General features: G+C 52.5%; 15 protein-coding genes, 2 tRNA genes, 1 other RNA gene and 2 pseudogenes. 10 read left to right on the top strand and 10 right to left on the bottom strand.

Annotation, left to right across the window (positions count from 1 at the left end):
* Positions 1–229: 229 nt before the first annotated feature.
* Genes MUU47_RS12560 through narI form a run of 4 tightly spaced genes read left to right on the top strand, consistent with a single transcriptional unit; the run spans position 230 to position 6889 of the window.
* The gene (locus MUU47_RS12560; RefSeq protein ID WP_258988515.1) at positions 230–3973 is read left to right on the top strand and encodes a nitrate reductase subunit alpha; all 3744 of its coding nucleotides are present in this window, start codon (positions 230–232) and stop codon (positions 3971–3973) included.
* On the top strand, positions 3970–5505 hold the full coding sequence (narH, locus tag MUU47_RS12555) for a nitrate reductase subunit beta (RefSeq protein WP_258988513.1): 1536 nt from the start codon (positions 3970–3972) through the stop codon (positions 5503–5505). The genes MUU47_RS12560 and narH overlap by 4 nt, the downstream gene beginning before the upstream one ends.
* Positions 5502–6212: a nitrate reductase molybdenum cofactor assembly chaperone gene (narJ, locus tag MUU47_RS12550; protein ID WP_258988512.1), complete on the top strand. Its 711-nt coding sequence runs from the start codon at positions 5502–5504 to the stop codon at positions 6210–6212. The genes narH and narJ overlap by 4 nt, the downstream gene beginning before the upstream one ends.
* Entirely contained in the window at positions 6212–6889 is a 678-nt protein-coding gene (narI, locus tag MUU47_RS12545) for a respiratory nitrate reductase subunit gamma (RefSeq protein WP_110508635.1), read from the top strand. Before narJ ends, narI begins: the two co-directional genes overlap by 1 nt.
* Here the strand turns inward: narI and MUU47_RS12540 are convergent, their stop codons facing one another.
* The gene (locus MUU47_RS12540) at positions 6890–7789 is read right to left on the bottom strand and encodes a DMT family transporter (RefSeq protein WP_258988511.1); all 900 of its coding nucleotides are present in this window, start codon (positions 7787–7789) and stop codon (positions 6890–6892) included.
* Between the two features lie 108 nt (positions 7790–7897).
* Here MUU47_RS12540 and MUU47_RS12535 point away from each other — a divergent pair, with 108 nt between their 5' ends.
* Positions 7898–8341: an Lrp/AsnC family transcriptional regulator gene (locus MUU47_RS12535; RefSeq protein WP_258988510.1), complete on the top strand. Its 444-nt coding sequence runs from the start codon at positions 7898–7900 to the stop codon at positions 8339–8341.
* Between the two features lie 64 nt (positions 8342–8405).
* Here the strand turns inward: MUU47_RS12535 and MUU47_RS12530 are convergent.
* The 5 genes from MUU47_RS12530 to MUU47_RS12510 all read right to left on the bottom strand — a co-directional run bounded on the left by MUU47_RS12530 (position 8406) and on the right by MUU47_RS12510 (position 10288).
* Positions 8406–8537, bottom strand: a non-coding RNA gene (locus MUU47_RS12530) — RtT sRNA.
* A 43-nt stretch (positions 8538–8580) separates the two neighbouring features.
* Positions 8581–8665 (bottom strand) — tRNA-Tyr (locus MUU47_RS12525).
* Between the two features lie 37 nt (positions 8666–8702).
* Positions 8703–8787 (bottom strand) — tRNA-Tyr (locus MUU47_RS12520).
* Positions 8788–8939: 152 nt separating this feature from the next.
* Positions 8940–9782 carry a formyltetrahydrofolate deformylase gene (gene purU / locus MUU47_RS12515; protein WP_258988509.1) on the bottom strand — a complete coding sequence of 281 codons (843 nt, stop codon included), beginning with the start codon at positions 9780–9782 and terminating at the stop codon, positions 8940–8942.
* Positions 9783–9829: 47 nt separating this feature from the next.
* Positions 9830–10288, bottom strand: coding sequence for a YchJ family protein (locus MUU47_RS12510; RefSeq protein WP_258988508.1), 459 nt, complete (start codon positions 10286–10288; stop codon positions 9830–9832).
* Positions 10289–10401: 113 nt separating this feature from the next.
* On the opposite strand from MUU47_RS12510, the gene rssA reads away from it, so the two are divergent.
* From rssA to galU, 3 genes are all read left to right on the top strand, one after another.
* Entirely contained in the window at positions 10402–11313 is a 912-nt protein-coding gene (gene rssA / locus MUU47_RS12505; protein ID WP_258965812.1) for a patatin-like phospholipase RssA, read from the top strand.
* Between the two features lie 89 nt (positions 11314–11402).
* Positions 11403–12416, top strand: a complete 1014-nt coding sequence (gene rssB / locus MUU47_RS12500; protein WP_258988507.1) for a two-component system response regulator RssB — start codon at positions 11403–11405, stop codon at positions 12414–12416.
* A gap of 198 nt (positions 12417–12614) precedes the next feature.
* Positions 12615–13523: a UTP--glucose-1-phosphate uridylyltransferase GalU gene (gene galU, locus MUU47_RS12495; protein WP_258988506.1), complete on the top strand. Its 909-nt coding sequence runs from the start codon at positions 12615–12617 to the stop codon at positions 13521–13523.
* 160 nt (positions 13524–13683) lie between these two features.
* On the opposite strand, the gene hns is transcribed toward galU, so the two are convergent.
* Positions 13684–14094: a histone-like nucleoid-structuring protein H-NS gene (gene hns, locus MUU47_RS12490; protein ID WP_110508619.1), complete on the bottom strand. Its 411-nt coding sequence runs from the start codon at positions 14092–14094 to the stop codon at positions 13684–13686.
* A gap of 554 nt (positions 14095–14648) precedes the next feature.
* On the opposite strand from hns, the gene tdk reads away from it, so the two are divergent.
* A complete protein-coding gene (gene tdk, locus MUU47_RS12485) occupies positions 14649–15275 on the top strand; it encodes a thymidine kinase (protein WP_159767605.1) in 627 nt (208 codons plus the stop codon).
* 59 nt (positions 15276–15334) lie between these two features.
* Here the strand turns inward: tdk and MUU47_RS12480 are convergent.
* The 3 genes and pseudogenes from MUU47_RS12480 to adhE form a co-directional block, all read right to left on the bottom strand.
* Positions 15335–15621 (bottom strand): annotated as a pseudogene (locus MUU47_RS12480) (IS4 family transposase); the annotation flags it as partial.
* Positions 15563–15712, bottom strand: a pseudogene (locus tag MUU47_RS23530) (transposase domain-containing protein); the annotation flags it as partial. The pseudogenes MUU47_RS23530 and MUU47_RS12480, both read right to left, overlap by 59 nt.
* A 174-nt stretch (positions 15713–15886) precedes the next feature.
* Positions 15887–18562, bottom strand: a complete 2676-nt coding sequence (gene adhE / locus MUU47_RS12475; protein ID WP_258988505.1) for a bifunctional acetaldehyde-CoA/alcohol dehydrogenase — start codon at positions 18560–18562, stop codon at positions 15887–15889.
* A 478-nt stretch (positions 18563–19040) separates the two neighbouring features.
* Between adhE and MUU47_RS12470 the strand changes: the two genes are divergently transcribed.
* Positions 19041–19688 carry a YchE family NAAT transporter gene (locus MUU47_RS12470; protein ID WP_159755851.1) on the top strand — a complete coding sequence of 216 codons (648 nt, stop codon included), beginning with the start codon at positions 19041–19043 and terminating at the stop codon, positions 19686–19688.
* Positions 19689–19765: the final 77 nt, after the last annotated feature.

The following is a 19765-nucleotide window of genomic DNA, read 5'->3' as shown; positions in this document are numbered from 1 at the left end:
CCAGACATCAAATGAGTCAGACGCTTCTCAATAAATAGCTATAAAACAATGATTTAAAAAATAAAAATAGCTAATACTTTGGTGGTATTCGTGGTTTTTCGTCTGATTGTTAACAAATCCTGCCTTGATCGCCATCAATTCCCATCTCCTTTCATAAGGTTACTTTCGCCGCAATTGTTGCAATGTCGATTTATCAGAGAGCCGACAGGCTCCATACAGGAGAAACCCGATGAGCAAATTTCTGGACCGGTTTCGCTACTTCAAGCAGAAGGGCGAAACGTTTGCCGATGGGCATGGTCAGCTTATGGAAACTAACCGGGACTGGGAAGATGGATACCGCCAGCGGTGGCAGCATGACAAAGTGGTGCGTTCTACCCACGGCGTAAACTGCACGGGTTCATGTAGCTGGAAAATTTACGTGAAAAACGGCCTGGTCACCTGGGAAACCCAACAGACCGACTACCCGCGTACCCGTCCGGATATGCCGAACCATGAGCCGCGCGGCTGCCCACGTGGCGCCAGTTACTCCTGGTATCTCTACAGCGCTAACCGTTTGAAATATCCACTGATGCGCAAACGCCTGATGAAAATGTGGCGTGAAGCGAAAGTTCAGCATCCGGATCCGGTGAATGCCTGGGCTTCTATCATCGAAGACTCAGACAAAGCGAAAAGCTTCAAACAGGCCCGTGGTCGTGGCGGCTTCGTGCGTTCTTCCTGGCAGGAAGTGAACGAGCTGATTGCGGCGTCGAACGTCTATACCATCAAAACCTACGGTCCTGACCGTGTGGCGGGCTTCTCGCCGATCCCGGCGATGTCGATGGTTTCCTACGCAGCGGGCGCACGTTACCTGTCACTGCTTGGCGGTACCTGTCTGAGCTTCTACGACTGGTATTGCGACTTGCCTCCGGCGTCTCCGCAGACCTGGGGTGAGCAAACCGACGTGCCAGAATCGGCCGACTGGTATAACTCTTCGTACATCATCGCCTGGGGCTCTAACGTGCCGCAGACGCGTACCCCGGACGCTCACTTCTTTACCGAAGTGCGTTACAAAGGCACCAAAACCGTCGCGGTTACCCCTGACTACGCTGAAATCGCCAAGCTGTGCGATCTGTGGCTGGCCCCGAAACAGGGTACCGATGCTGCAATGGCACTGGCGATGGGCCATGTCATGTTGCGCGAGTTCCACCTCGACAAACCGAGCCAGTACTTCACCGACTACGTGCGTCGTTATACCGACATGCCGATGCTGGTAGCGCTGGAAGAACGTGACGGTTACTACGCTGCAGGCCGTATGTTGCGTGCGTCAGACCTCGTTGACGGTTTGGGCCAGGAACAGAATCCAGAATGGAAAACCGTTGCCTTTGACGATAACGGCGAAATCACCGTGCCAAACGGCTCGATCGGTTTCCGCTGGGGCGATAAAGGCAAGTGGAATCTCGAACAGCGCGACGGCAACAGCGGCGAAGAAATTCAGCTGCGCCTGAGCATGCTAGGCAGCCACGACGATATCGCTGAAGTCGGCTTCCCGTATTTCGGCGGCGACGGCACCGAGCATTTCACCAACGTAGAGCTGGAAAACATTCTGCTGCACAAACTGCCGGTGAAACGCCTGCAGATGGCAGACGGCTCCACTCAACTGGTGACCACCGTTTACGACCTGACCATGGCCAACTACGGCCTGGAACGCGGTCTGAACGACGAAAACTGTGCCAGCAGCTACGACGACATCAAAGCGTATACCCCGGCATGGGCTGAAAAAATCACCGGCGTGTCCCGCGCGCAGATCATCCGTACTGCGCGTGAATTCGCGGACAACGCCGATAAGACCCACGGTCGTTCGATGATCATCGTCGGCGCGGGCCTGAACCACTGGTATCACCTCGATATGAACTATCGCGGGATTATCAACATGCTGATTTTCTGTGGCTGCGTAGGCCAGAGTGGCGGCGGTTGGGCCCACTATGTGGGACAGGAAAAACTGCGTCCGCAAACCGGCTGGACTCCACTGGCGTTTGCGCTGGACTGGAACCGTCCACCGCGTCACATGAACAGCACCTCTTATTTCTACAACCACTCCAGCCAGTGGCGTTATGAAACGCTGACCGCGCAGGAACTGCTGTCGCCGATGGCGGATAAATCCCGCTACACCGGGCATCTGGTTGACTTCAACGTGCGTGCAGAGCGCATGGGCTGGCTGCCTTCCGCGCCGCAGTTGGGCACCAACCCGCTGCACATTGCGGCTGACGCCGAGAAAGCCGGGATGTCCGCAGTGGATTACACCGTCAAATCCCTGAAAGACGGCTCGATGCACTTTGCGTCCGAGCGTCCGGACAACGGCAAAAACCACCCACGTAACATGTTTATCTGGCGTTCAAACCTGCTGGGCTCGTCCGGTAAAGGCCACGAATACATGCTGAAGTACCTGCTGGGTACCGAGCACGGCATTCAGGGCAAAGATCTGGGCGTGCAGGGCGGTGTGAAGCCGGAAGAAGTGGAATGGGTTGATAACGGCCTCGACGGCAAACTGGATCTGGTCGTAACGCTGGACTTCCGCCTGTCGAGCACCTGTCTGTTCTCTGACATCGTGCTGCCGACCGCGACCTGGTATGAAAAAGACGACATGAATACGTCGGATATGCATCCGTTTATTCACCCGCTGTCTGCGGCTGTCGATCCGGCGTGGGAATCGAAAAGCGACTGGGATATCTACAAAGATATCGCCAAGAAATTCTCCGAAGTCTGCGTCGGCCATCTGGGTAAAGAAACTGACGTGGTGACGCTGCCAATCCAGCACGATTCCCCGGCCGAAATGGCGCAGGCGATGGACGTGAAGGACTGGAAGAAGGGCGAATGTGACCTGATCCCGGGCAAAACCGCACCGCACATCATGACCGTGGAACGCGACTACCCGGCCACCTGGGAACGCTTTACCTCAGTCGGACCGCTGCTGGAGAAAATCGGCAACGGCGGGAAGGGCATTGCCTGGAACACCGATAGCGAAGTCGAGCTGCTGCGTAAGCTGAACTACACCAAGGCCGACGGCCCGGCGAAAGGCCAGCCGATGATCAACACGGCGATTGACGCCGCAGAAATGATCCTGACGCTGGCACCGGAAACCAACGGTCAGGTTGCAGTGAAAGCCTGGGCCGCGCTGAGTGAAATCACCGGTCGCGATCACACGCATCTGGCACTGAATAAAGAAGACGAGAAAATTCGCTTCCGCGATATTCAGGCCCAGCCGCGCAAAATCATCTCCAGCCCGACCTGGTCTGGCCTTGAAGATGAACACGTCTCTTATAACGCCGGTTACACCAACGTTCACGAGCTGATCCCGTGGCGTACGCTGTCCGGCCGTCAGCAGCTGTATCAGGATCACCAGTGGATGCGTGATTTCGGTGAAAGCCTGCTGGTGTACCGTCCGCCGATTGACACCCGTTCGGTGAAAGCGGTGATGGGCCAGAAATCCAACGGCAACCCTGAGAAGGCGCTGAACTTCCTGACGCCGCACCAGAAATGGGGCATTCACTCAACCTACAGTGACAACCTGCTGATGCTGACCCTGTCACGCGGCGGCCCGATTGTGTGGATGAGCGAAGCCGATGCCAAAGATCTGGGTATCGAAGATAACGACTGGATTGAAGTGTTCAACAGTAACGGTTCCCTGACGGCGCGTGCGGTCGTGAGCCAGCGCGTTCCGGCGGGGATGACCATGATGTACCACGCCCAGGAACGTATCGTGAACCTGCCAGGCTCGGAAATTACCGGCCAGCGCGGCGGCATTCACAACTCTGTGACCCGTATCAGCCCGAAACCGACCCATATGATTGGCGGTTATGCGCAGCTGGCCTACGGCTTTAACTACTACGGCACCGTTGGCTCGAACCGTGATGAGTTCGTGGTCGTCCGCAAGATGAAGAACATTGACTGGTTAGACGGCGAAGGTAACGACCAGGTACAGGAGAGCGTAAAATGAAAATTCGTTCACAAGTCGGCATGGTGCTGAATCTCGACAAATGCATCGGTTGCCACACCTGCTCAGTCACCTGTAAAAACGTCTGGACCAGCCGCGAAGGCGTGGAGTACGCGTGGTTTAACAACGTGGAAACCAAGCCGGGCGTCGGCTTCCCTAACGACTGGGAAAACCAGGAGAAATGGAAGGGTGGCTGGATCCGTAAAATCAACGGCAAACTGGTGCCGCGCATGGGTAACAAAGCGCTGCTGCTGGGTAAAATATTCGCGAACCCGCATTTGCCGGGCATCGACGATTATTACGAGCCGTTTGATTTTGACTACCAGACCCTGCACAAAGCCAGTGAAAGTAAGCATCAGCCGATTGCGCGTCCGCGCTCGCTGATAACCGGCCAGCGTATGGACAAAATTACCGCCGGACCGAACTGGGAAGATGATTTGGGCGGCGAGTTTTCCAAACTGTCCCGTGACAAAAACTTCGAGAACATCCAGAAGGAAATGTACGGTCAGTTCGAAAACACCTTCATGATGTATATGCCACGCCTGTGCGAACACTGCCTGAACCCGGCGTGTGTCGCGACATGTCCGAGCGGCGCGATTTACAAGCGCGAAGAAGACGGCATTGTGCTTATCGATCAGGATAAGTGCCGCGGCTGGCGCATGTGCATCACCGGTTGTCCGTACAAAAAAATCTACTTCAACTGGAAGAGTGGCAAATCCGAGAAGTGCATTTTCTGCTACCCGCGTATCGAAGCCGGTCAGCCGACCGTATGCTCCGAAACCTGCGTCGGCCGTATTCGCTACCTCGGCGTGCTGCTTTATGACGCGGACGCTATCGAACAGGCGGCGAGCACCGAGAGCGAGAAAGATTTGTACCAGCGTCAGCTGGACGTGTTCCTCGATCCGAACGATCCAAAAGTGATTGAGCAGGCGCTGAAAGACGGCATTCCGCAAAGCGTGATTGACGCCGCACAGCAATCGCCAGTGTATAAAATGGCGATGGACTGGAAGCTGGCGCTGCCGCTGCATCCGGAATACCGCACGTTGCCGATGGTCTGGTACGTGCCGCCACTGTCTCCGATTCAGTCTGCGGCGGATGCCGGTGAGATTGGCAGCAACGGCATTCTGCCGGACGTCGATAGCCTGCGCATTCCAGTGCAGTATCTGGCAAACATGCTGACTGCGGGCGACACCGCGCCGGTTCTGCGTGCGCTGAAACGTATGCTGGCGATGCGTCACTACAAACGTGCCGAAACCGTTGATGGCGTGAACGATACCAGCGCACTGGACGAAGTCGGTCTGACCGAAGCCCAGGCGCAGGAAATGTACCGTTATCTGGCCATCGCTAACTACGAAGACCGCTTCGTAGTACCAAGCAGCCACCGTGAACTGGCTCGCGACGCGTTCCCGGAAAAAAGTGGCTGTGGCTTTAGCTTCGGCGACGGTTGCAGCGGTTCCGACAGCGCGTTCAACCTGTTCAACAGCCGTCGTATCGACGCGATTGATGTGACCAGCAAAACGGAGCGCAAATCATGAAAGAACTGGTGATTGTCTCCCGTCTTCTGGAATACCCGGATGCTGCCCTGTGGCAGCATCAGCAGGAAGTTTACGACGCGCTGGCCGAGTCTGACGTACTGAGCAAAGAGGACGCCCAGTCATTGTGCGTCTTCGTTCGAGATCAGACGCAAAAAGATGTGCTCGACGTGCAGGCGGCTTACAGCGAACTGTTTGACCGCGGCCGCGCGACGTCGCTGCTGCTGTTCGAACATGTACACGGTGAATCTCGTGATCGTGGCCAGGCGATGGTCGACCTGATGGCGCAGTATGCGCAGCATGGTTTAGAACTCGACAGCCGCGAACTGCCGGATCATCTGCCGTTGTATCTGGAATATCTGGCGCAGCTGCCGCGTGAAGACGCGCAGGGTGGATTGCAGGATATCGCGCCCATTCTGGCGCTGCTGAGTGCGCGTCTGCAACAGCGTGAAAGTCAGTATGCGGTGTTGTTCGACGTGCTGCTGAAGCTGGCGAGCACCGACGTGGATAGCGAGAAAATGGCGGAAAAAATTGCGGACGAAGCCCGCGATGATACCCCGCAGGCGCTGGATGCGGTCTGGGAAGAAGAGCAGGTTAAATTCTTTGCAGACCCGGGATGCGCTGAGTCGGATATCGCCGCCCATCAGCGTCGTTTTGCCGGTGCCGTTGCGCCGCAGTATCTGAATATTTCCACTGGAGGGGAGCGCTAATGCAATTCCTGAATATGTTCTTCTTTGACATCTACCCGTACATCGCCGGAGCGGTATTCCTGGTCGGCAGCTGGCTGCGTTACGACTATGGACAATACACCTGGCGGGCGGGCTCCAGCCAGATGCTGGACAAAAAAGGCATGAACCTGGCGTCGAACCTGTTTCACCTCGGGATCCTCGGCGTATTTGCCGGTCACGCCCTCGGGATGCTGACGCCGCACTGGATGTATGAATCGTTCCTGCCGCTGGAAGTGAAACAGAAAATGGCGATGTTCGGCGGCGGTGCTGCCGGACTGATGTGTCTGGTCGGCGGTATTCTGCTGCTCAAACGTCGTCTGTTTAATCCGCGTGTGCGTGCGACTACTACCGGTGCCGACATTCTGGTGCTCTCAGTGCTGGTTATCCAGTGCGCGCTGGGTCTGCTGACCATTCCGTTCTCTGCGCAGCATATGGACGGCAGCGAAATGATGAAATTGGTTGGCTGGGCGCAGTCGGTGGTGACTTTCCACGGTGGCGCGTCTGCGTACCTGGACGGTGTCGCGTTTATTTTCCGCGTGCACCTGGTGCTCGGTATGACGCTGTTCCTGCTGTTCCCGTTCTCGCGTCTGGTACATATCTGGAGCGTGCCGGTGGAATACCTGACACGCAAATACCAGATTGTTCGCGCGCGTCGCTAATTACCGCGCTTTCTGTTCAAGGCCCTGCTGATGCGGGGTCTTTTCTTTTGTGCCCCAACCCAGATTATTCCCCGCTGCCGCAAACAGGATCAGTATCCCGCCGAGCCACTGTATCGCGCTCAGCGTATGACCAAACGCCAGACTATCGACAACAATCGCCACTAACGGATAAATAAACGAGAGCGAGCCGATAATGGGCGTTGGCAATTTCTGAATGGCGCTGTAGAGCAGTTGATACATTACCCCGGTGTGAACAATCCCGAGCGTGAGCAAAATTCCCCACGGGAAGGTTGCAGAAATCGAGGTGAAATGCGCCAGCGGGAACAGCATCACCACTCCGGTCAATACCTGGATAAAGGCGATATGCTGCGGAGGAAGCGGGCGTAATTTCCGGGCAATGATGGCCGTCAACGCATAGAAAAAGGCCGCACTTAATGCCAGCGCAATCCCTGTCAGTAAATCGGTGTGATGCCCCCCGCTGAGTTCGCTTGATAACAACACCACCACGCCGCAAAACGCCAGCATCAGCCAGGCCCATTTCACCCGCGATACCCGCTCGCCGGTCAGCATACCCATTAACACCAGCATAAACGGCTGAGTGTTGTAGACCACTGTCGACATCCCAATCGAAATCTTGTCGTAGGCGGCAAACAGAAGCAGCCAGTTGATAACCAGTGCGATGCCACCGGCCACCGCCAGCAGCCACGTTGCACGCGTCAGACGGCTGAACGGTTGTCGACTCAGAAGAATAAATGCGCCTAATGTGAGCGCGCCAATGGCACACCGCCAGAAAACGACGTCGATAACGGGCAAACCCGATAGCATGACAAACGCGCCGATAGATCCGGAAATCAACATCGCCAGGCTCATGTGCCAGACGCCAATATTACGATCACGCATACACACCTCCATAATCAGATGGCCATATTGTGGGGCAGAGGCTGAATGTGTTACATACTTGTTATAAGGTAAAAGGTGTTTTTTTCTTTTTTAAATAAGGTGAATGTGATGGATATCCTTATTGATGATATCGATCGGGCGATTGTAGCGGCGTTGGCAGAGGATGCGCGGCTTTCATTAAAGGTACTGAGTGCGCGAGTGGGACTGACGTCGCCCAGTACAGCCGAACGCTTAAAACGTCTGGAGGAGCGGGGAGTGATTCAGGGCTATGGCGCCAGAGTGAATTTGTCAGCGCTCGGTTATACCCTGCAAGCGCTGGTGCGTGTCAGACCACTGCCGGGGCTACTACAAAAAGTCGATAAATATATTCAGGCGATACCGGAATGCATTGAATGTGACAAGGTGACCGGGGAAGACTGCTTTGTGATGCGATTAGTCGTGAAAGATATTACTCAGCTGGATACGCTGCTCGATGGGTTAGCCGAATTTGCGCAGTGCAATACATCGATTGTGAAGAGTTCGCCCGTGAAACGGCGTTTGCCTGTGATTTGAGTGATGAAAAACTGGCGAAAATGTGGCATCTAAGTTGGGTTTTAAAGTAGTGCTGAAGAAGAGATGGTGGCAGGGGAAGGATGACTTGACGCTAACGCGTCTCGCCCTTCGGGTCGTTGCCTGCGGCAACGCTTTCTCGCGTTGCTCGAATCGAACCTTGGTCGAAGCTTCTCATCCTTCCCTGTGTAGAGAAAAATGTGGCATCTAAGTTGGGTTTTAAGGTAGTGCTGAAGAAGAGATGGTGGCGGGGGAAGGATTCGAACCTTCGAAGTCGATGACGACAGATTTACAGTCTGCTCCCTTTGGCCGCTCGGGAACCCCGCCAGGGGTAGGATTTGATGCTGGTACTGACCGGAATTCGTGGTGGCGGGGGAAGGATTCGAACCTTCGAAGTCGATGACGACAGATTTACAGTCTGCTCCCTTTGGCCGCTCGGGAACCCCGCCAGGGGTAATGCTTTTACTAGCCTGCTCCCTTTTGGGAAGCGGGGCGCATCATATCAAATGACGCGCCGCTGTAAAGACTTCCTTTCAGGAAAATGAACCGTTTGCGTGCTTTTTGCCCATAACGTTTAAAAGCCCTGCAACGGTCATCCGCCTTACAGAATAATTGTCCGATTACCGTACACAAACACGCGCTGTGCGAGAACCTGATACAACGCGCGGCTGAGAACGTTTTTCTCAACGTCTCGTCCCGCGCGCATCATATCTTCTGCGGTGTAGGTGTGATCGACGTGAATCACGTCCTGCATGATGATCGGGCCTTCATCCAGATTGTCGTTCACGTAGTGCGCGGTGGCGCCGATGATTTTCACGCCGCGATCGTAAGCCTGCTGATAAGGACGCGCGCCGATAAACGCGGGCAGGAACGAATGGTGAATATTGATGATTTTATTCGGGAAGCGTGACACGAAGGCCGGCGTCAGGACGCGCATGTATTTCGCCAGTACCACGTAATCCGGCGCGTGCTTGTCGATAGCGTCCGCCATCAGGGTATCATGCTCTTCACGGGTATGGCCTTCGTGGCTAACCAGCTCAAACGGGATATCGAATTTCTCAACAAGCGTTCGCAATGTGTCGTGGTTGCCAATAACCGCGGCGATGTCGACGTCCAGCCCGCCGTAATTGGCTTTCATTAACAGGTCGCCCAGACAGTGTGCTTCTTTGGTGACCAGAATCACAACGCGACGACGGCCCGCTGGAGTCAGTTCGCGAATCGAACCTTCCGGCAATGCGCCATCGAGATCGGCCAGCAGTGTGGCATCGTTGAAGATGCCTTCAAGCTCGGTGCGCATGAAGAAACGCCCGGTGCGATGATCGACAAATTCATTGTTCTGCACGATGTTCAGTTCGTGCTTGTAGCAAATATTAGTAATACGTGCGATCAGCCCTTTTTGATCGGGGCAGATTGTACGCAACACTTTTCGTTGTAATGAGTGCATTGCGGGGGAAATCCTGTTGAGGTGTTTGCTGTTTCTGTGTGGCGGTCTTATTGACCGCAGCACTTTTTAAATTTTTTACCCGACCCGCACGGGCATGGGTCGTTGCGGCCGATTAACGGACGTGTACCATCAATATAATACCATTGTCCATTTTCTTTTAAGAATCTTGAACGCTCAATCAGGGCACTCGTCTTGCTATGTTCACGAAAGCGGGCAACAAAGCTGACAAAGCCTTCGTCGTCATGTTTCCCGTTATCGGCGGCAAAAAGTGTCAGACCGAGCCATTCCGTTCCAGCGAAACTCTTTTCGAGGTCAGCACGGAATGCGTCTGGTTCGCAGGACGGATGCCAGGTTTTCACCAGATAATCTGCGTCCTTCATCACAAAGGCGCTATAGCGCGAACGCATAAGCTGTGATGGTGTTAGCGCAAGCTCGCTGCCTGACAGATATCGCTGGCAACATAGGCTATACTCCAGAGCGCTGCCGCAGGGGCAAAGTGAATGCATAAATGCCTTCCCGTTGAGTCAATAAAGAAAAGCGCAGCTGCGCCGGCGGCAAATATGTTAACCGAGCAGTGGCAATGTTGCTACGTTGGGAATAGGGTTCAGTACAGTCAGGAATGAGAAAGCTTAAAGTAGGATTAGCCCTGGGTTCGGGCGCGGCGCGAGGATGGTCACACATCGGCGTCATTAAAGCGTTGCAGAAAATGGGCATTGAGATTGATATCGTTGCAGGGTGTTCCATTGGTTCGCTAGTGGGTGCGGCCTTTGCCTGCGATCGTCTTCCTGTTCTGGAAAAGTGGGTTTGCTCTTTCAGTTCATGGGACGTTTTACGTCTGATGGATCTCTCCTGGCGGCGCGGCGGACTGCTGCGCGGCGAACGCGTGTTCAGTCATTTCCGCCAGCTTCTCCCTGTCGATACTATCGAATCCTGCGAACGTCGTTTTGCGACCGTCGCCACCAACCTCAGCACTGGGCGTGAACTCTGGTTTACCGAAGGTGACCTTCATATGGCCGTCCGCGCCTCGTGCAGTATCCCCGGGTTGATGTCCCCCGTGATGCATAACGGTTACTGGTTGGTTGATGGCGCGGTGGTGAACCCTGTCCCCGTTTCGCTCACTCGTGCGTTAGGTGCAGACATCGTGATTGCTGTCGATTTGCAGCACGATGCGCATTTAATGCAACAGGATCTGCTGTCGGTGAACCTTCAGCCCGATCCACAGTCTTTAGAGAATGATGAATCGCTCACCTGGCACGAACGTTTTCGCGCAAGGTTAGGGCGCATGACATCACGCCGGACGGCAATCACACCTACGGCCATGGAGATCATGACGACCTCTATTCAGGTGCTGGAAAACCGATTAAAGCGCAACAGGATGGCAGGCGATCCGCCGGACATCCTGTTGCAACCTTTTTGCCCACAGATCTCTACGCTTGATTTCCACCGAGCGCCCGCGGCCATCGCTGCAGGCCAATTGTCGGTTGAGAAAAAGATGGACGAGCTTTTACCGTTAGTCCGCAGCATGGGTTAGGGCATTTTTCGATTACTTCAGCAAAATCTGACAGGCGATAGCACGAATAGCGTGCCACTATTTACTTATCGTCTGCCAGGGGAGATATCATGACGCAGCCATTGGCGGGAAAACAGATTCTTATCGTCGAGGACGAACCCGTTTTCCGCTCTCTGTTAGATTCGTGGCTTTCATCGCTGGGTGCAGAAACGGCCCTGGCTGAAGACGGTGTGGATGCTCTCGAAAAAATGGCCAGGCTCAACCCTGATCTGATGATTTGCGATATTGCGATGCCGAGAATGAACGGCCTTAAGTTGGTCGAGTTTTTACGTAACAACGGTCATCAGCTTCCGATTCTGGTCATTTCCGCAACTGAAAATATGGCAGACATCGCCAAAGCGCTGCGTCTCGGCGTGCAGGATGTACTGCTCAAACCGGTCAAAGATCTAAACCGCCTGCGTGAAACCGTTTTCGCCTGCCTCTATCCCAATATGTTCAATTCCCGCGTTGAGGAAGAAGAGCGTTTATTTGAGGACTGGGATGCGCTGGTGACGAATCCAACCGCTGCGGCGAAATTACTTCAGGAACTTCAACCGCCAGTGCAGCAGGTTATATCTCACTGCCGAATAAATTATCGTCAGCTGGTGTCAGCCGATAATCACGGTCTGGTGCTCGATATTGCACCACTCTCAGATAAAGATCTGGCGTTTTATTGTCTCGACGTTACGCGGGCGGGTGATAATGGCGTTTTGGCTGCACTTTTGCTGCGTGCTTTATTTAACGTTTTGTTACAAGAGCAGCTTTCGCCCGAGGGACAACGTCTGCCTGAATTAGGCAGCTTGCTAAAGCAGGTCAATCAATTGCTGCGTCAGGCCAATTTGCCAGGACAATTCCCGTTACTGGTCGGGTATTACCATAGTGGAATTAAAAATCTGATCCTCGTTTCTGCCGGACTCAACGGATCGCTTAACACCGGTGAGCACCAAATACAGATCAGCAATGGGGTTCCGTTGGGCACATTAGGTAATACTTATTTAAATCAAATCAGCCAGCGCTGCGAATCCTGGCAGTGCCAAATTTGGGGAGCAGGGGGGCGCCTGCGCCTGATGTTGTCGGCGGAATGAACAATTAGTCTGAATCTCGGGATATTGCTGTCTCCGCTTTCAGACGGTAGTGGTACTATCAGCAGGATTTATACGTAAAAATCCTAATTCAAGGTTAACGTGTCCTTTTCAGACCAGATTGAGCAATCGGTACTGATATACTCAACGCGTTATTAATTAACGAGCACGTTCAAAAGTTGAACAGTTCAGGAGATTTCAATGGCTGCATTAAATTCGAAAGTCACTAAGGCCGTAATCCCGGTAGCGGGATTGGGTACCAGGATGTTGCCCGCCACTAAAGCGATTCCTAAGGAAATGCTGCCGCTGGTCGACAAGCCATTAATTCAGTATGTAGTCAATGAATGTATTGCTGCAGGCATTACTGAAATTGTTCTGGTTACGCATTCTTCTAAAAACTCTATCGAAAACCATTTCGATACCAGTTTTGAACTCGAAGCCATGCTGGAAAAACGCGTTAAGCGCCAGCTGCTGGAAGAAGTGCAGTCTATTTGTCCGCCACACGTTACCATTATGCAGGTCCGTCAGGGTCTGGCAAAAGGTCTGGGCCACGCAGTTTTGTGTGCGCATCCGGTTGTGGGTGATGAGCCTGTCGCGGTTATTCTTCCAGACGTAATTCTGGATGAATATGAATCCGATCTGTCCCGTGACAACCTCGCCGATATGATTAAGCGTTTTGATGAAACAGGTGCCAGCCAGATCATGGTTGAGCCGGTTGAAGACGTAACCGCATACGGTGTTGTGGATTGCAAAGGCGAAGCCCTGAATCCAGGTGATAGCGTGCCAATGGTAGGTGTGGTTGAGAAACCTAAAGCCGACGTGGCACCGTCTAACCTCGCCGTTGTAGGCCGCTATGTGCTGAGCGCAGAGATTTGGCCGCTGCTGGCGAAGACGCCTCCAGGTGCCGGGGACGAGATCCAGCTGACCGATGCAATCGACATGCTGATCGAAAAAGAAACCGTTGAAGCCTATCATATGAAAGGCAAAAGCCACGACTGCGGTAATAAACTGGGTTATATGCGTGCGTTTGTTGAATATGGCATTCGCCACAATTCACTGGGTGCGGATTTTAAAGCCTGGCTGGAAGAAACAGTGGACGCTGGTAAGTAATTTGCTCACCAGCTGTACCGACCGGGGTTCTGAAAAGACCCCGGTTTTTTATTACCTGTCATCGGGATTGTGTTAAAACCAGGCACTATTGAGAATGCCTGGGGCGATTTCAGGATAAAAAAAATCCCGCAGAGCGGGATTTTCAAACAAACAAGAAAGATTAAATCAGGAAGTCGTCCAGAGATTTACCTTGCTCATCCATTGCTTTTTTGATGATTGCCGGGGTACGACCCTGGCCGGTCCAGGTTTTAGTTTCGCCGTTTTCATCAACGTAGCTATATTTAGCCGGGCGAGCTGCACGTTTAGCTTTAGCACCAGATTTGCTTGCTGCAGCAATGCTGTTCAGCAGTTCATTTGGGTCAATGCCGTCAGCAATCAGCATTTCACGGTATTGTTGCAGTTTACGAGTACGCTCTTCAACTTCGGCAGCGGCCGCATTATCTTCTTCGCGACGTTCGTTAACAACAACTTCTAATTTTTCCAGCATTTCTTCGAGAGTTTCGAGAGTACATTCTCTTGCCTGCGCACGAAGAGTACGGATGTTGTTCAAAATTTTAAGTGCTTCGCTCATTGTCGTATTCTCAAACTTATATTGTGGGGTGGTTTGTTGAGGTAATAATAGAGCGTTAATTTCAGATGTGCAATAGGGTGGTTTGTAAGGAAGTCAAAATATCGTGTTATTTACCACGATTAATAATTAGATAAAGTTAAATTTTACGCGTCAGTTCACATCATGGGTGCTTATTGCCAGGCACTAATCATAAGAACACCCTTACAAAGTATGCTTTTTTTCTGTTACGGCGCGGCATATATAAGAGGAACACAAATATCAGCCTTTCGTATTACTCGCGAGCCAGGGGGGAATTTCCTGGAGTCAATAGAATCTGAATCATAACGTCACGAAAGCCCTGGGGCGCCAGGTAAGGGATTAGCTGGCTGATAACTCGGCATTATCTTAAGGTGTCATGTGATTGGCTGGCCGTTTCTGATTGTTATTATAGATAAGAAGAACTTAATATTTTACGTGAAGTCACAAAGGATTATGCGCTGCGTGAACGCTGAAATTTGCAAGGGATATGGTACAATTCGTGCCGTTAAATCACGATGATTGAGGTGATGCTGCGAATGGCACAACTTTATTTTTACTACTCTGCAATGAATGCAGGGAAGTCTACGGCTTTGTTACAATCCTCCTATAATTACCAGGAACGCGGAATGCGAACGCTGGTTTATACCGCAGAAATTGACGACAGATTCGGCGCAGGAAAAGTCAGTTCACGCATCGGATTGTCCTCACCGGCGAAGCTCTACAACCAACAGACATCGCTGTACGACGATATCGCAGCTGAGCACGCGCAGGAGCCGATTCACTGTGTGCTGGTGGATGAGAGCCAGTTCTTGACTCGCGAGCAGGTCTACGCGCTGTCAGAGGTTGTGGATGAGTTGGATATTCCGGTGCTGTGCTACGGCCTGCGTACAGATTTTCGCGGCGAGCTGTTTATTGGCAGCCAATATCTGCTGTGCTGGTCCGATAAATTGGTGGAATTAAAAACCATCTGCTTCTGTGGTCGTAAGGCGAGTATGGTGCTGCGATTGGATCAGGAAGGGCGTCCGTATAACGAAGGCGAACAGGTGGTTATCGGCGGGAATGAGCGTTACGTCTCCGTGTGCCGTAAACATTACAAAGAAGCGCTTCTGGAAGGCTCTCTGAGCGCTATACAGCAGCGAGTGCGAGGGAAGGTGGAAGAGTAATCTCACCACGCTTTAGCGCGCAACAGACATAAAAAAAACCGCCATCTGGCTAATGCTGGTCACTTAAAGTGACCAGCCGTTTTTCTCTCCGGGTATTTCCGGGCTTTGACTCTTAACTCCCGAGGGTAATTTCGCTCTCTTCTCCCCGGTAAGACCAGCCATTTTGGCGGGTGAAGCCCATGGCAACGTTATCAGCAACCTTGTTTGAGCCACTGACGCTCAGCTGATACGGCAGATAATCACCTTTGAGCTCGAATGCCATTTTCACCATCTGATATATCACCAGGTTATAGGTCAGCAGAACTCCCCCACAACTCCTCTGCTGTACCAGTTCTGGCAGCCTGCTGCAGCTGTGTGAGCCAAATCATGGACTCGAGAGGAAGTTTGCGTTTGCGCAGCGTAACGGTGTCCGTCAGCGTAAGTGCTCGTTGGATAAACTCAGCGGGGGTAGCTCAGAGAGGTTGCGGGTGTGTTCAGACGTAGTGACATTGATAATGCTGAGGGCTTGTGAAAGTTCCATTTAAAAAGGGTCCATGATAAACATGGACCCTTTTTATACCAGCCACCGGATCGGCATTAGCCGTCTGGCGGGTTTATATTAGGCTTTCAAATTAAGCGGTTTTCTTCGCTTTTTTGTCAGCTTTAGCCGGAGCAGCTGCTTTCTTCTCAGCTACGTCGCCTTCGCTAAATTCGCGGCCGTAGTAGGTGTCCAGCAGGATTTGCTTCAGTTCAGCAATCAGCGGGTAACGTGGGTTAGCACCGGTACACTGATCATCAAACGCGTCTTCAGACAGTTTGTCGACGTGAGCCAGGAAGTCAGCTTCCTGAACACCTGCTTCACGGATAGACTTAGGAATACCCAGTTCAGCTTTGATGCTGTCCAGCCATGCCAGCAGTTTCTCGATTTTCGCAGCAGTACGATCGCTGGAAGACGTCAGACCCAGGTGGTCTGCGACTTCTGCATAACGACGACGAGCCTGCGGACGGTCGTACTGGCTGAATGCAGTCTGCTTGGTTGGGTTGTCGTTTGCGTTATAGCGAATAACGTTGCTGATCAGCAGGGCATTGGCCAGACCGTGTGGAATGTGGAACTGCGAACCCAGTTTATGCGCCATGGAGTGACACACACCGAGGAAGGCGTTAGCAAACGCGATACCGGCGATAGTCGCTGCGTTGTGAACGCGTTCACGAGCAACTGGGTTCTTAGAACCTTCGTGGTAAGACGCTGGCAGGTTTTCTTTCAGCAGTTTCAGAGCCTGCAGAGCCTGGCCGTCGGAGAACTCAGATGCCAGCACAGACACGTAAGCTTCCAGGGCATGCGTTACTGCATCCAGACCACCGAATGCACACAGTGATTTCGGCATATCCATCACGAGGTTGGCATCAACGATAGCCATGTCCGGAGTCAGCGCGTAGTCAGCCAGTGGATATTTCTGACCCGTTGCATCATCGGTAACCACCGCAAACGGGGTCACTTCAGAACCGGTACCAGAAGTGGTGGTGACCGCAATCATCTTCGCTTTCACACCCATTTTCGGGAACTTGTAGATACGTTTACGGATGTCCATAAAGCGCAGCGCCAGTTCTTCGAAGTGAGTTTCTGGGTGTTCGTACATGACCCACATGATTTTCGCAGCATCCATCGGGGAACCGCCGCCCAGCGCGATAATCACGTCTGGTTTGAAGGAGTTCGCCAGTTCTGCACCTTTGCGGACAACGGTCAGAGTTGGGTCAGCTTCAACTTCAAAGAACACTTCAGTTTCAACGCCAGCTGCTTTCAGAACAGATGTGATCTGGTCTGCATAGCCGTTGTTGAACAGGAAACGGTCAGTCACGATCATCGCACGTTTGTGACCATCGGTAATCACTTCATCCAGCGCGATTGGCAGTGAGCCACGACGGAAGTAGATGGATTTCGGAAGTTTGTGCCACAACATGTTTTCAGCTCGCTTAGCAACGGTTTTCTTGTTGATCAGGTGCTTAGGACCCACGTTCTCAGAGATGGAGTTACCACCCCAGGAACCACAACCCAGAGTCAGGGAAGGCGCGAGTTTGAAGTTGTAGAGGTCACCGATACCACCCTGAGACGCCGGGGTGTTAATCAGAATACGTGCGGTCTTCATTTTGTCGCCGAAGTGCTTAACGCGCTCTGGCTGGTTGTCCTGGTCGGTGTACAGGCAAGAGGTGTGGCCGATGCCGCCCATCTCAACCAGTTTTTCCGCTTTAACCACCGCGTCTTCGAAGTTCTTGGCGCGGTACATTGCCAGAGTCGGAGACAGTTTTTCGTGTGCGAACGGCTCAGACTCGTCAACAACGGTCACTTCGCCAATCAGAATTTTGGTATCTGCTGGTACGGTGAAGCCTGCCAGTTCAGCAATTTTGGTTGCTGGCTGACCAACAATAGCCGCGTTCAGACCACCATTTTTCAGGATGATGTCCTGAACGGCTTTCAGCTCTTTGCCCTGCAGCATGTAGCCGCCGTGTGAAGCAAAACGCTCACGTACTGCAGCGTACGCAGAGTCAACGACGATAACGGACTGTTCAGAGGCACAGATTACGCCGTTGTCGAAGGTTTTAGACATCAGGATGGACGCCACAACGCGTTTCACATCAGCCGTTTCATCAACAACTACAGGGGTGTTACCCGCACCTACGCCGATGGCAGGTTTACCGGAGCTGTATGCTGCTTTAACCATGCCCGGGCCACCCGTGGCGAGGATCATGTTGATGTCCGGGTGATGCATCAGAGCGTTGGACAGCTCTACGGAAGGCTGATCAATCCAACCAATCAGATCTTTCGGCGCACCCGCTGCGATTGCAGCCTGGAGAACGATATCGGCGGCTTTGTTCGTCGCGTCTTTCGCACGTGGGTGTGGGGAGAAGATGATTGCGTTACGCGTCTTCAGGCTGATAAGAGACTTGAAGATAGCGGTAGACGTTGGGTTGGTGGTCGGTACGATACCGCAGATGATGCCGATAGGTTCAGCGATGGTGATAGTACCGAAAGTGTCATCTTCAGACAGGACACCACAGGTTTTCTCATCTTTATAGGCGTTGTAGATATACTCAGAAGCAAAGTGGTTTTTAATCACTTTATCTTCCACGATACCCATGCCAGATTCGGCAACGGCCAGTTTCGCGAGAGGGATTCGAGCATCTGCAGCAGCCAGTGCGGCCGCGCGGAAGATTTTATCAACCTGTTCTTGGGTGAAGTTGGCATATTCACGCTGAGCTTTTTTTACGCGCTCGACGAGTGCGTTCAGTTCAGCGACATTAGTAACAGCCATAAATGCTCTCCTGGATAATGTTAAACTTTTTTAGTAAATCAGCTGCGCGATACGTCAGTATAGACAGACCACAAGCAGCTTGCGTAAGAGCCATAAAAACAAAAGGTTACTTAACGACCTTCATCCACTGATTTACTAAAAGAGCCTTCCATTACACCCGGTAGAGTTACCGGGCTACTCCCTGGTGCGACATCAAGATTACTCACTTCTGAGTACGAATTGCGTGATCTAAATCAAGATTACACCAAGCTGACTCCATTCAGCAGGCCGATTTTAGCTGTTTGTATCAAGTGTTAAATGATCGTAATTTCGGACTGGGGTAACATTAGCATAATTTAAACAGATACATAACAACGTGTATTGGTAGCGTTTTACAGCAGATTTGTGGTGAAGAATACCGTCAAACAGCGTATCTTCAGCGCGTTTTTCGTGATTACTGTACGTCAACTACCACAATTGATGAGGGCGCGGGGTTACCGTGATTCAATCGCTGTTCGATTTTCCAACTTATATTAAATTTTTCATTGGCTTATTTGCGCTGGTAAACCCGGTGGGTATCATCCCTGTGTTCATCAGTATGACCAGCTACCAGTCGGCGCCTGCGCGCAATAAGACCAACCTGACGGCAAACCTCTCGGTTGCCATCATTTTGTGGACTTCACTGTTTCTTGGCGACGGCATTCTGCAACTCTTCGGTATCTCTATCGATTCGTTCCGTATTGCGGGCGGTATTCTGGTGGTAACGATTGCGATGTCGATGATCAGCGGAAAGCTCGGTGAGGATAAACAGAACAAGCAGGAAAAATCAGAGACGGCCATTCGCGAAAGCGTTGGCGTTGTCCCTCTGGCATTACCCTTAATGGCCGGGCCGGGGGCAATCAGCTCCACGATTGTCTGGGGCACGCGCTACCATAATATCGCGCATCTGATTGGCTTCTCCGTCGCTATCGCGATTTTTGCCGGTTGCTGTTGGGGACTGTTCCGCATTGCGCCCTGGCTGGTGCGGTTACTGGGACAAACGGGCATCAACGTTATCACCCGTATCATGGGTCTGCTGCTGATGGCGCTTGGCATTGAATTTATTGTGGCCGGTATCAAATCTATCTTCCCCGGCTTGCTTGCCTGACACCGTTCTGAAACGGGGCAAACACGCCTCGTTTTTTCTTTCATCTATTAGCAAAACATATCAATAAATGTGAATTG

It is taken from the genome of Scandinavium hiltneri (assembly GCF_024764835.1).
In the GTDB taxonomy this organism is placed as follows: Bacteria; Pseudomonadota; Gammaproteobacteria; order Enterobacterales; family Enterobacteriaceae; genus Scandinavium; species Scandinavium hiltneri.
The sequence above is the reverse complement of the archived record's forward strand: the minus strand, read 5'-3'. Positions and strand labels throughout refer to the sequence as shown.

Bases quoted from the DNA above. Each gene is read 5' to 3' on its own strand.
- MUU47_RS12560 (WP_258988515.1), top strand. From the start codon at position 230: ATGAGCAAATTTCTGGACCGGTTTCGCTACTTCAAGCAGAAGGGCGAA.
- narH (WP_258988513.1), top strand. From the start codon at position 3,970: ATGAAAATTCGTTCACAAGTCGGCATGGTGCTGAATCTCGACAAATGC.
- narJ (WP_258988512.1), top strand. From the start codon at position 5,502: ATGAAAGAACTGGTGATTGTCTCCCGTCTTCTGGAATACCCGGATGCT.
- narI (WP_110508635.1), top strand. From the start codon at position 6,212: ATGCAATTCCTGAATATGTTCTTCTTTGACATCTACCCGTACATCGCC.
- MUU47_RS12540 (WP_258988511.1), bottom strand. From the start codon at position 7,789: ATGCGTGATCGTAATATTGGCGTCTGGCACATGAGCCTGGCGATGTTG.
- MUU47_RS12535 (WP_258988510.1), top strand. From the start codon at position 7,898: ATGGATATCCTTATTGATGATATCGATCGGGCGATTGTAGCGGCGTTG.
- purU (WP_258988509.1), bottom strand. From the start codon at position 9,782: ATGCACTCATTACAACGAAAAGTGTTGCGTACAATCTGCCCCGATCAA.
- MUU47_RS12510 (WP_258988508.1), bottom strand. From the start codon at position 10,288: ATGCATTCACTTTGCCCCTGCGGCAGCGCTCTGGAGTATAGCCTATGT.
- rssA (WP_258965812.1), top strand. From the start codon at position 10,402: ATGAGAAAGCTTAAAGTAGGATTAGCCCTGGGTTCGGGCGCGGCGCGA.
- rssB (WP_258988507.1), top strand. From the start codon at position 11,403: ATGACGCAGCCATTGGCGGGAAAACAGATTCTTATCGTCGAGGACGAA.
- galU (WP_258988506.1), top strand. From the start codon at position 12,615: ATGGCTGCATTAAATTCGAAAGTCACTAAGGCCGTAATCCCGGTAGCG.
- hns (WP_110508619.1), bottom strand. From the start codon at position 14,094: ATGAGCGAAGCACTTAAAATTTTGAACAACATCCGTACTCTTCGTGCG.
- tdk (WP_159767605.1), top strand. From the start codon at position 14,649: ATGGCACAACTTTATTTTTACTACTCTGCAATGAATGCAGGGAAGTCT.
- adhE (WP_258988505.1), bottom strand. From the start codon at position 18,562: ATGGCTGTTACTAATGTCGCTGAACTGAACGCACTCGTCGAGCGCGTA.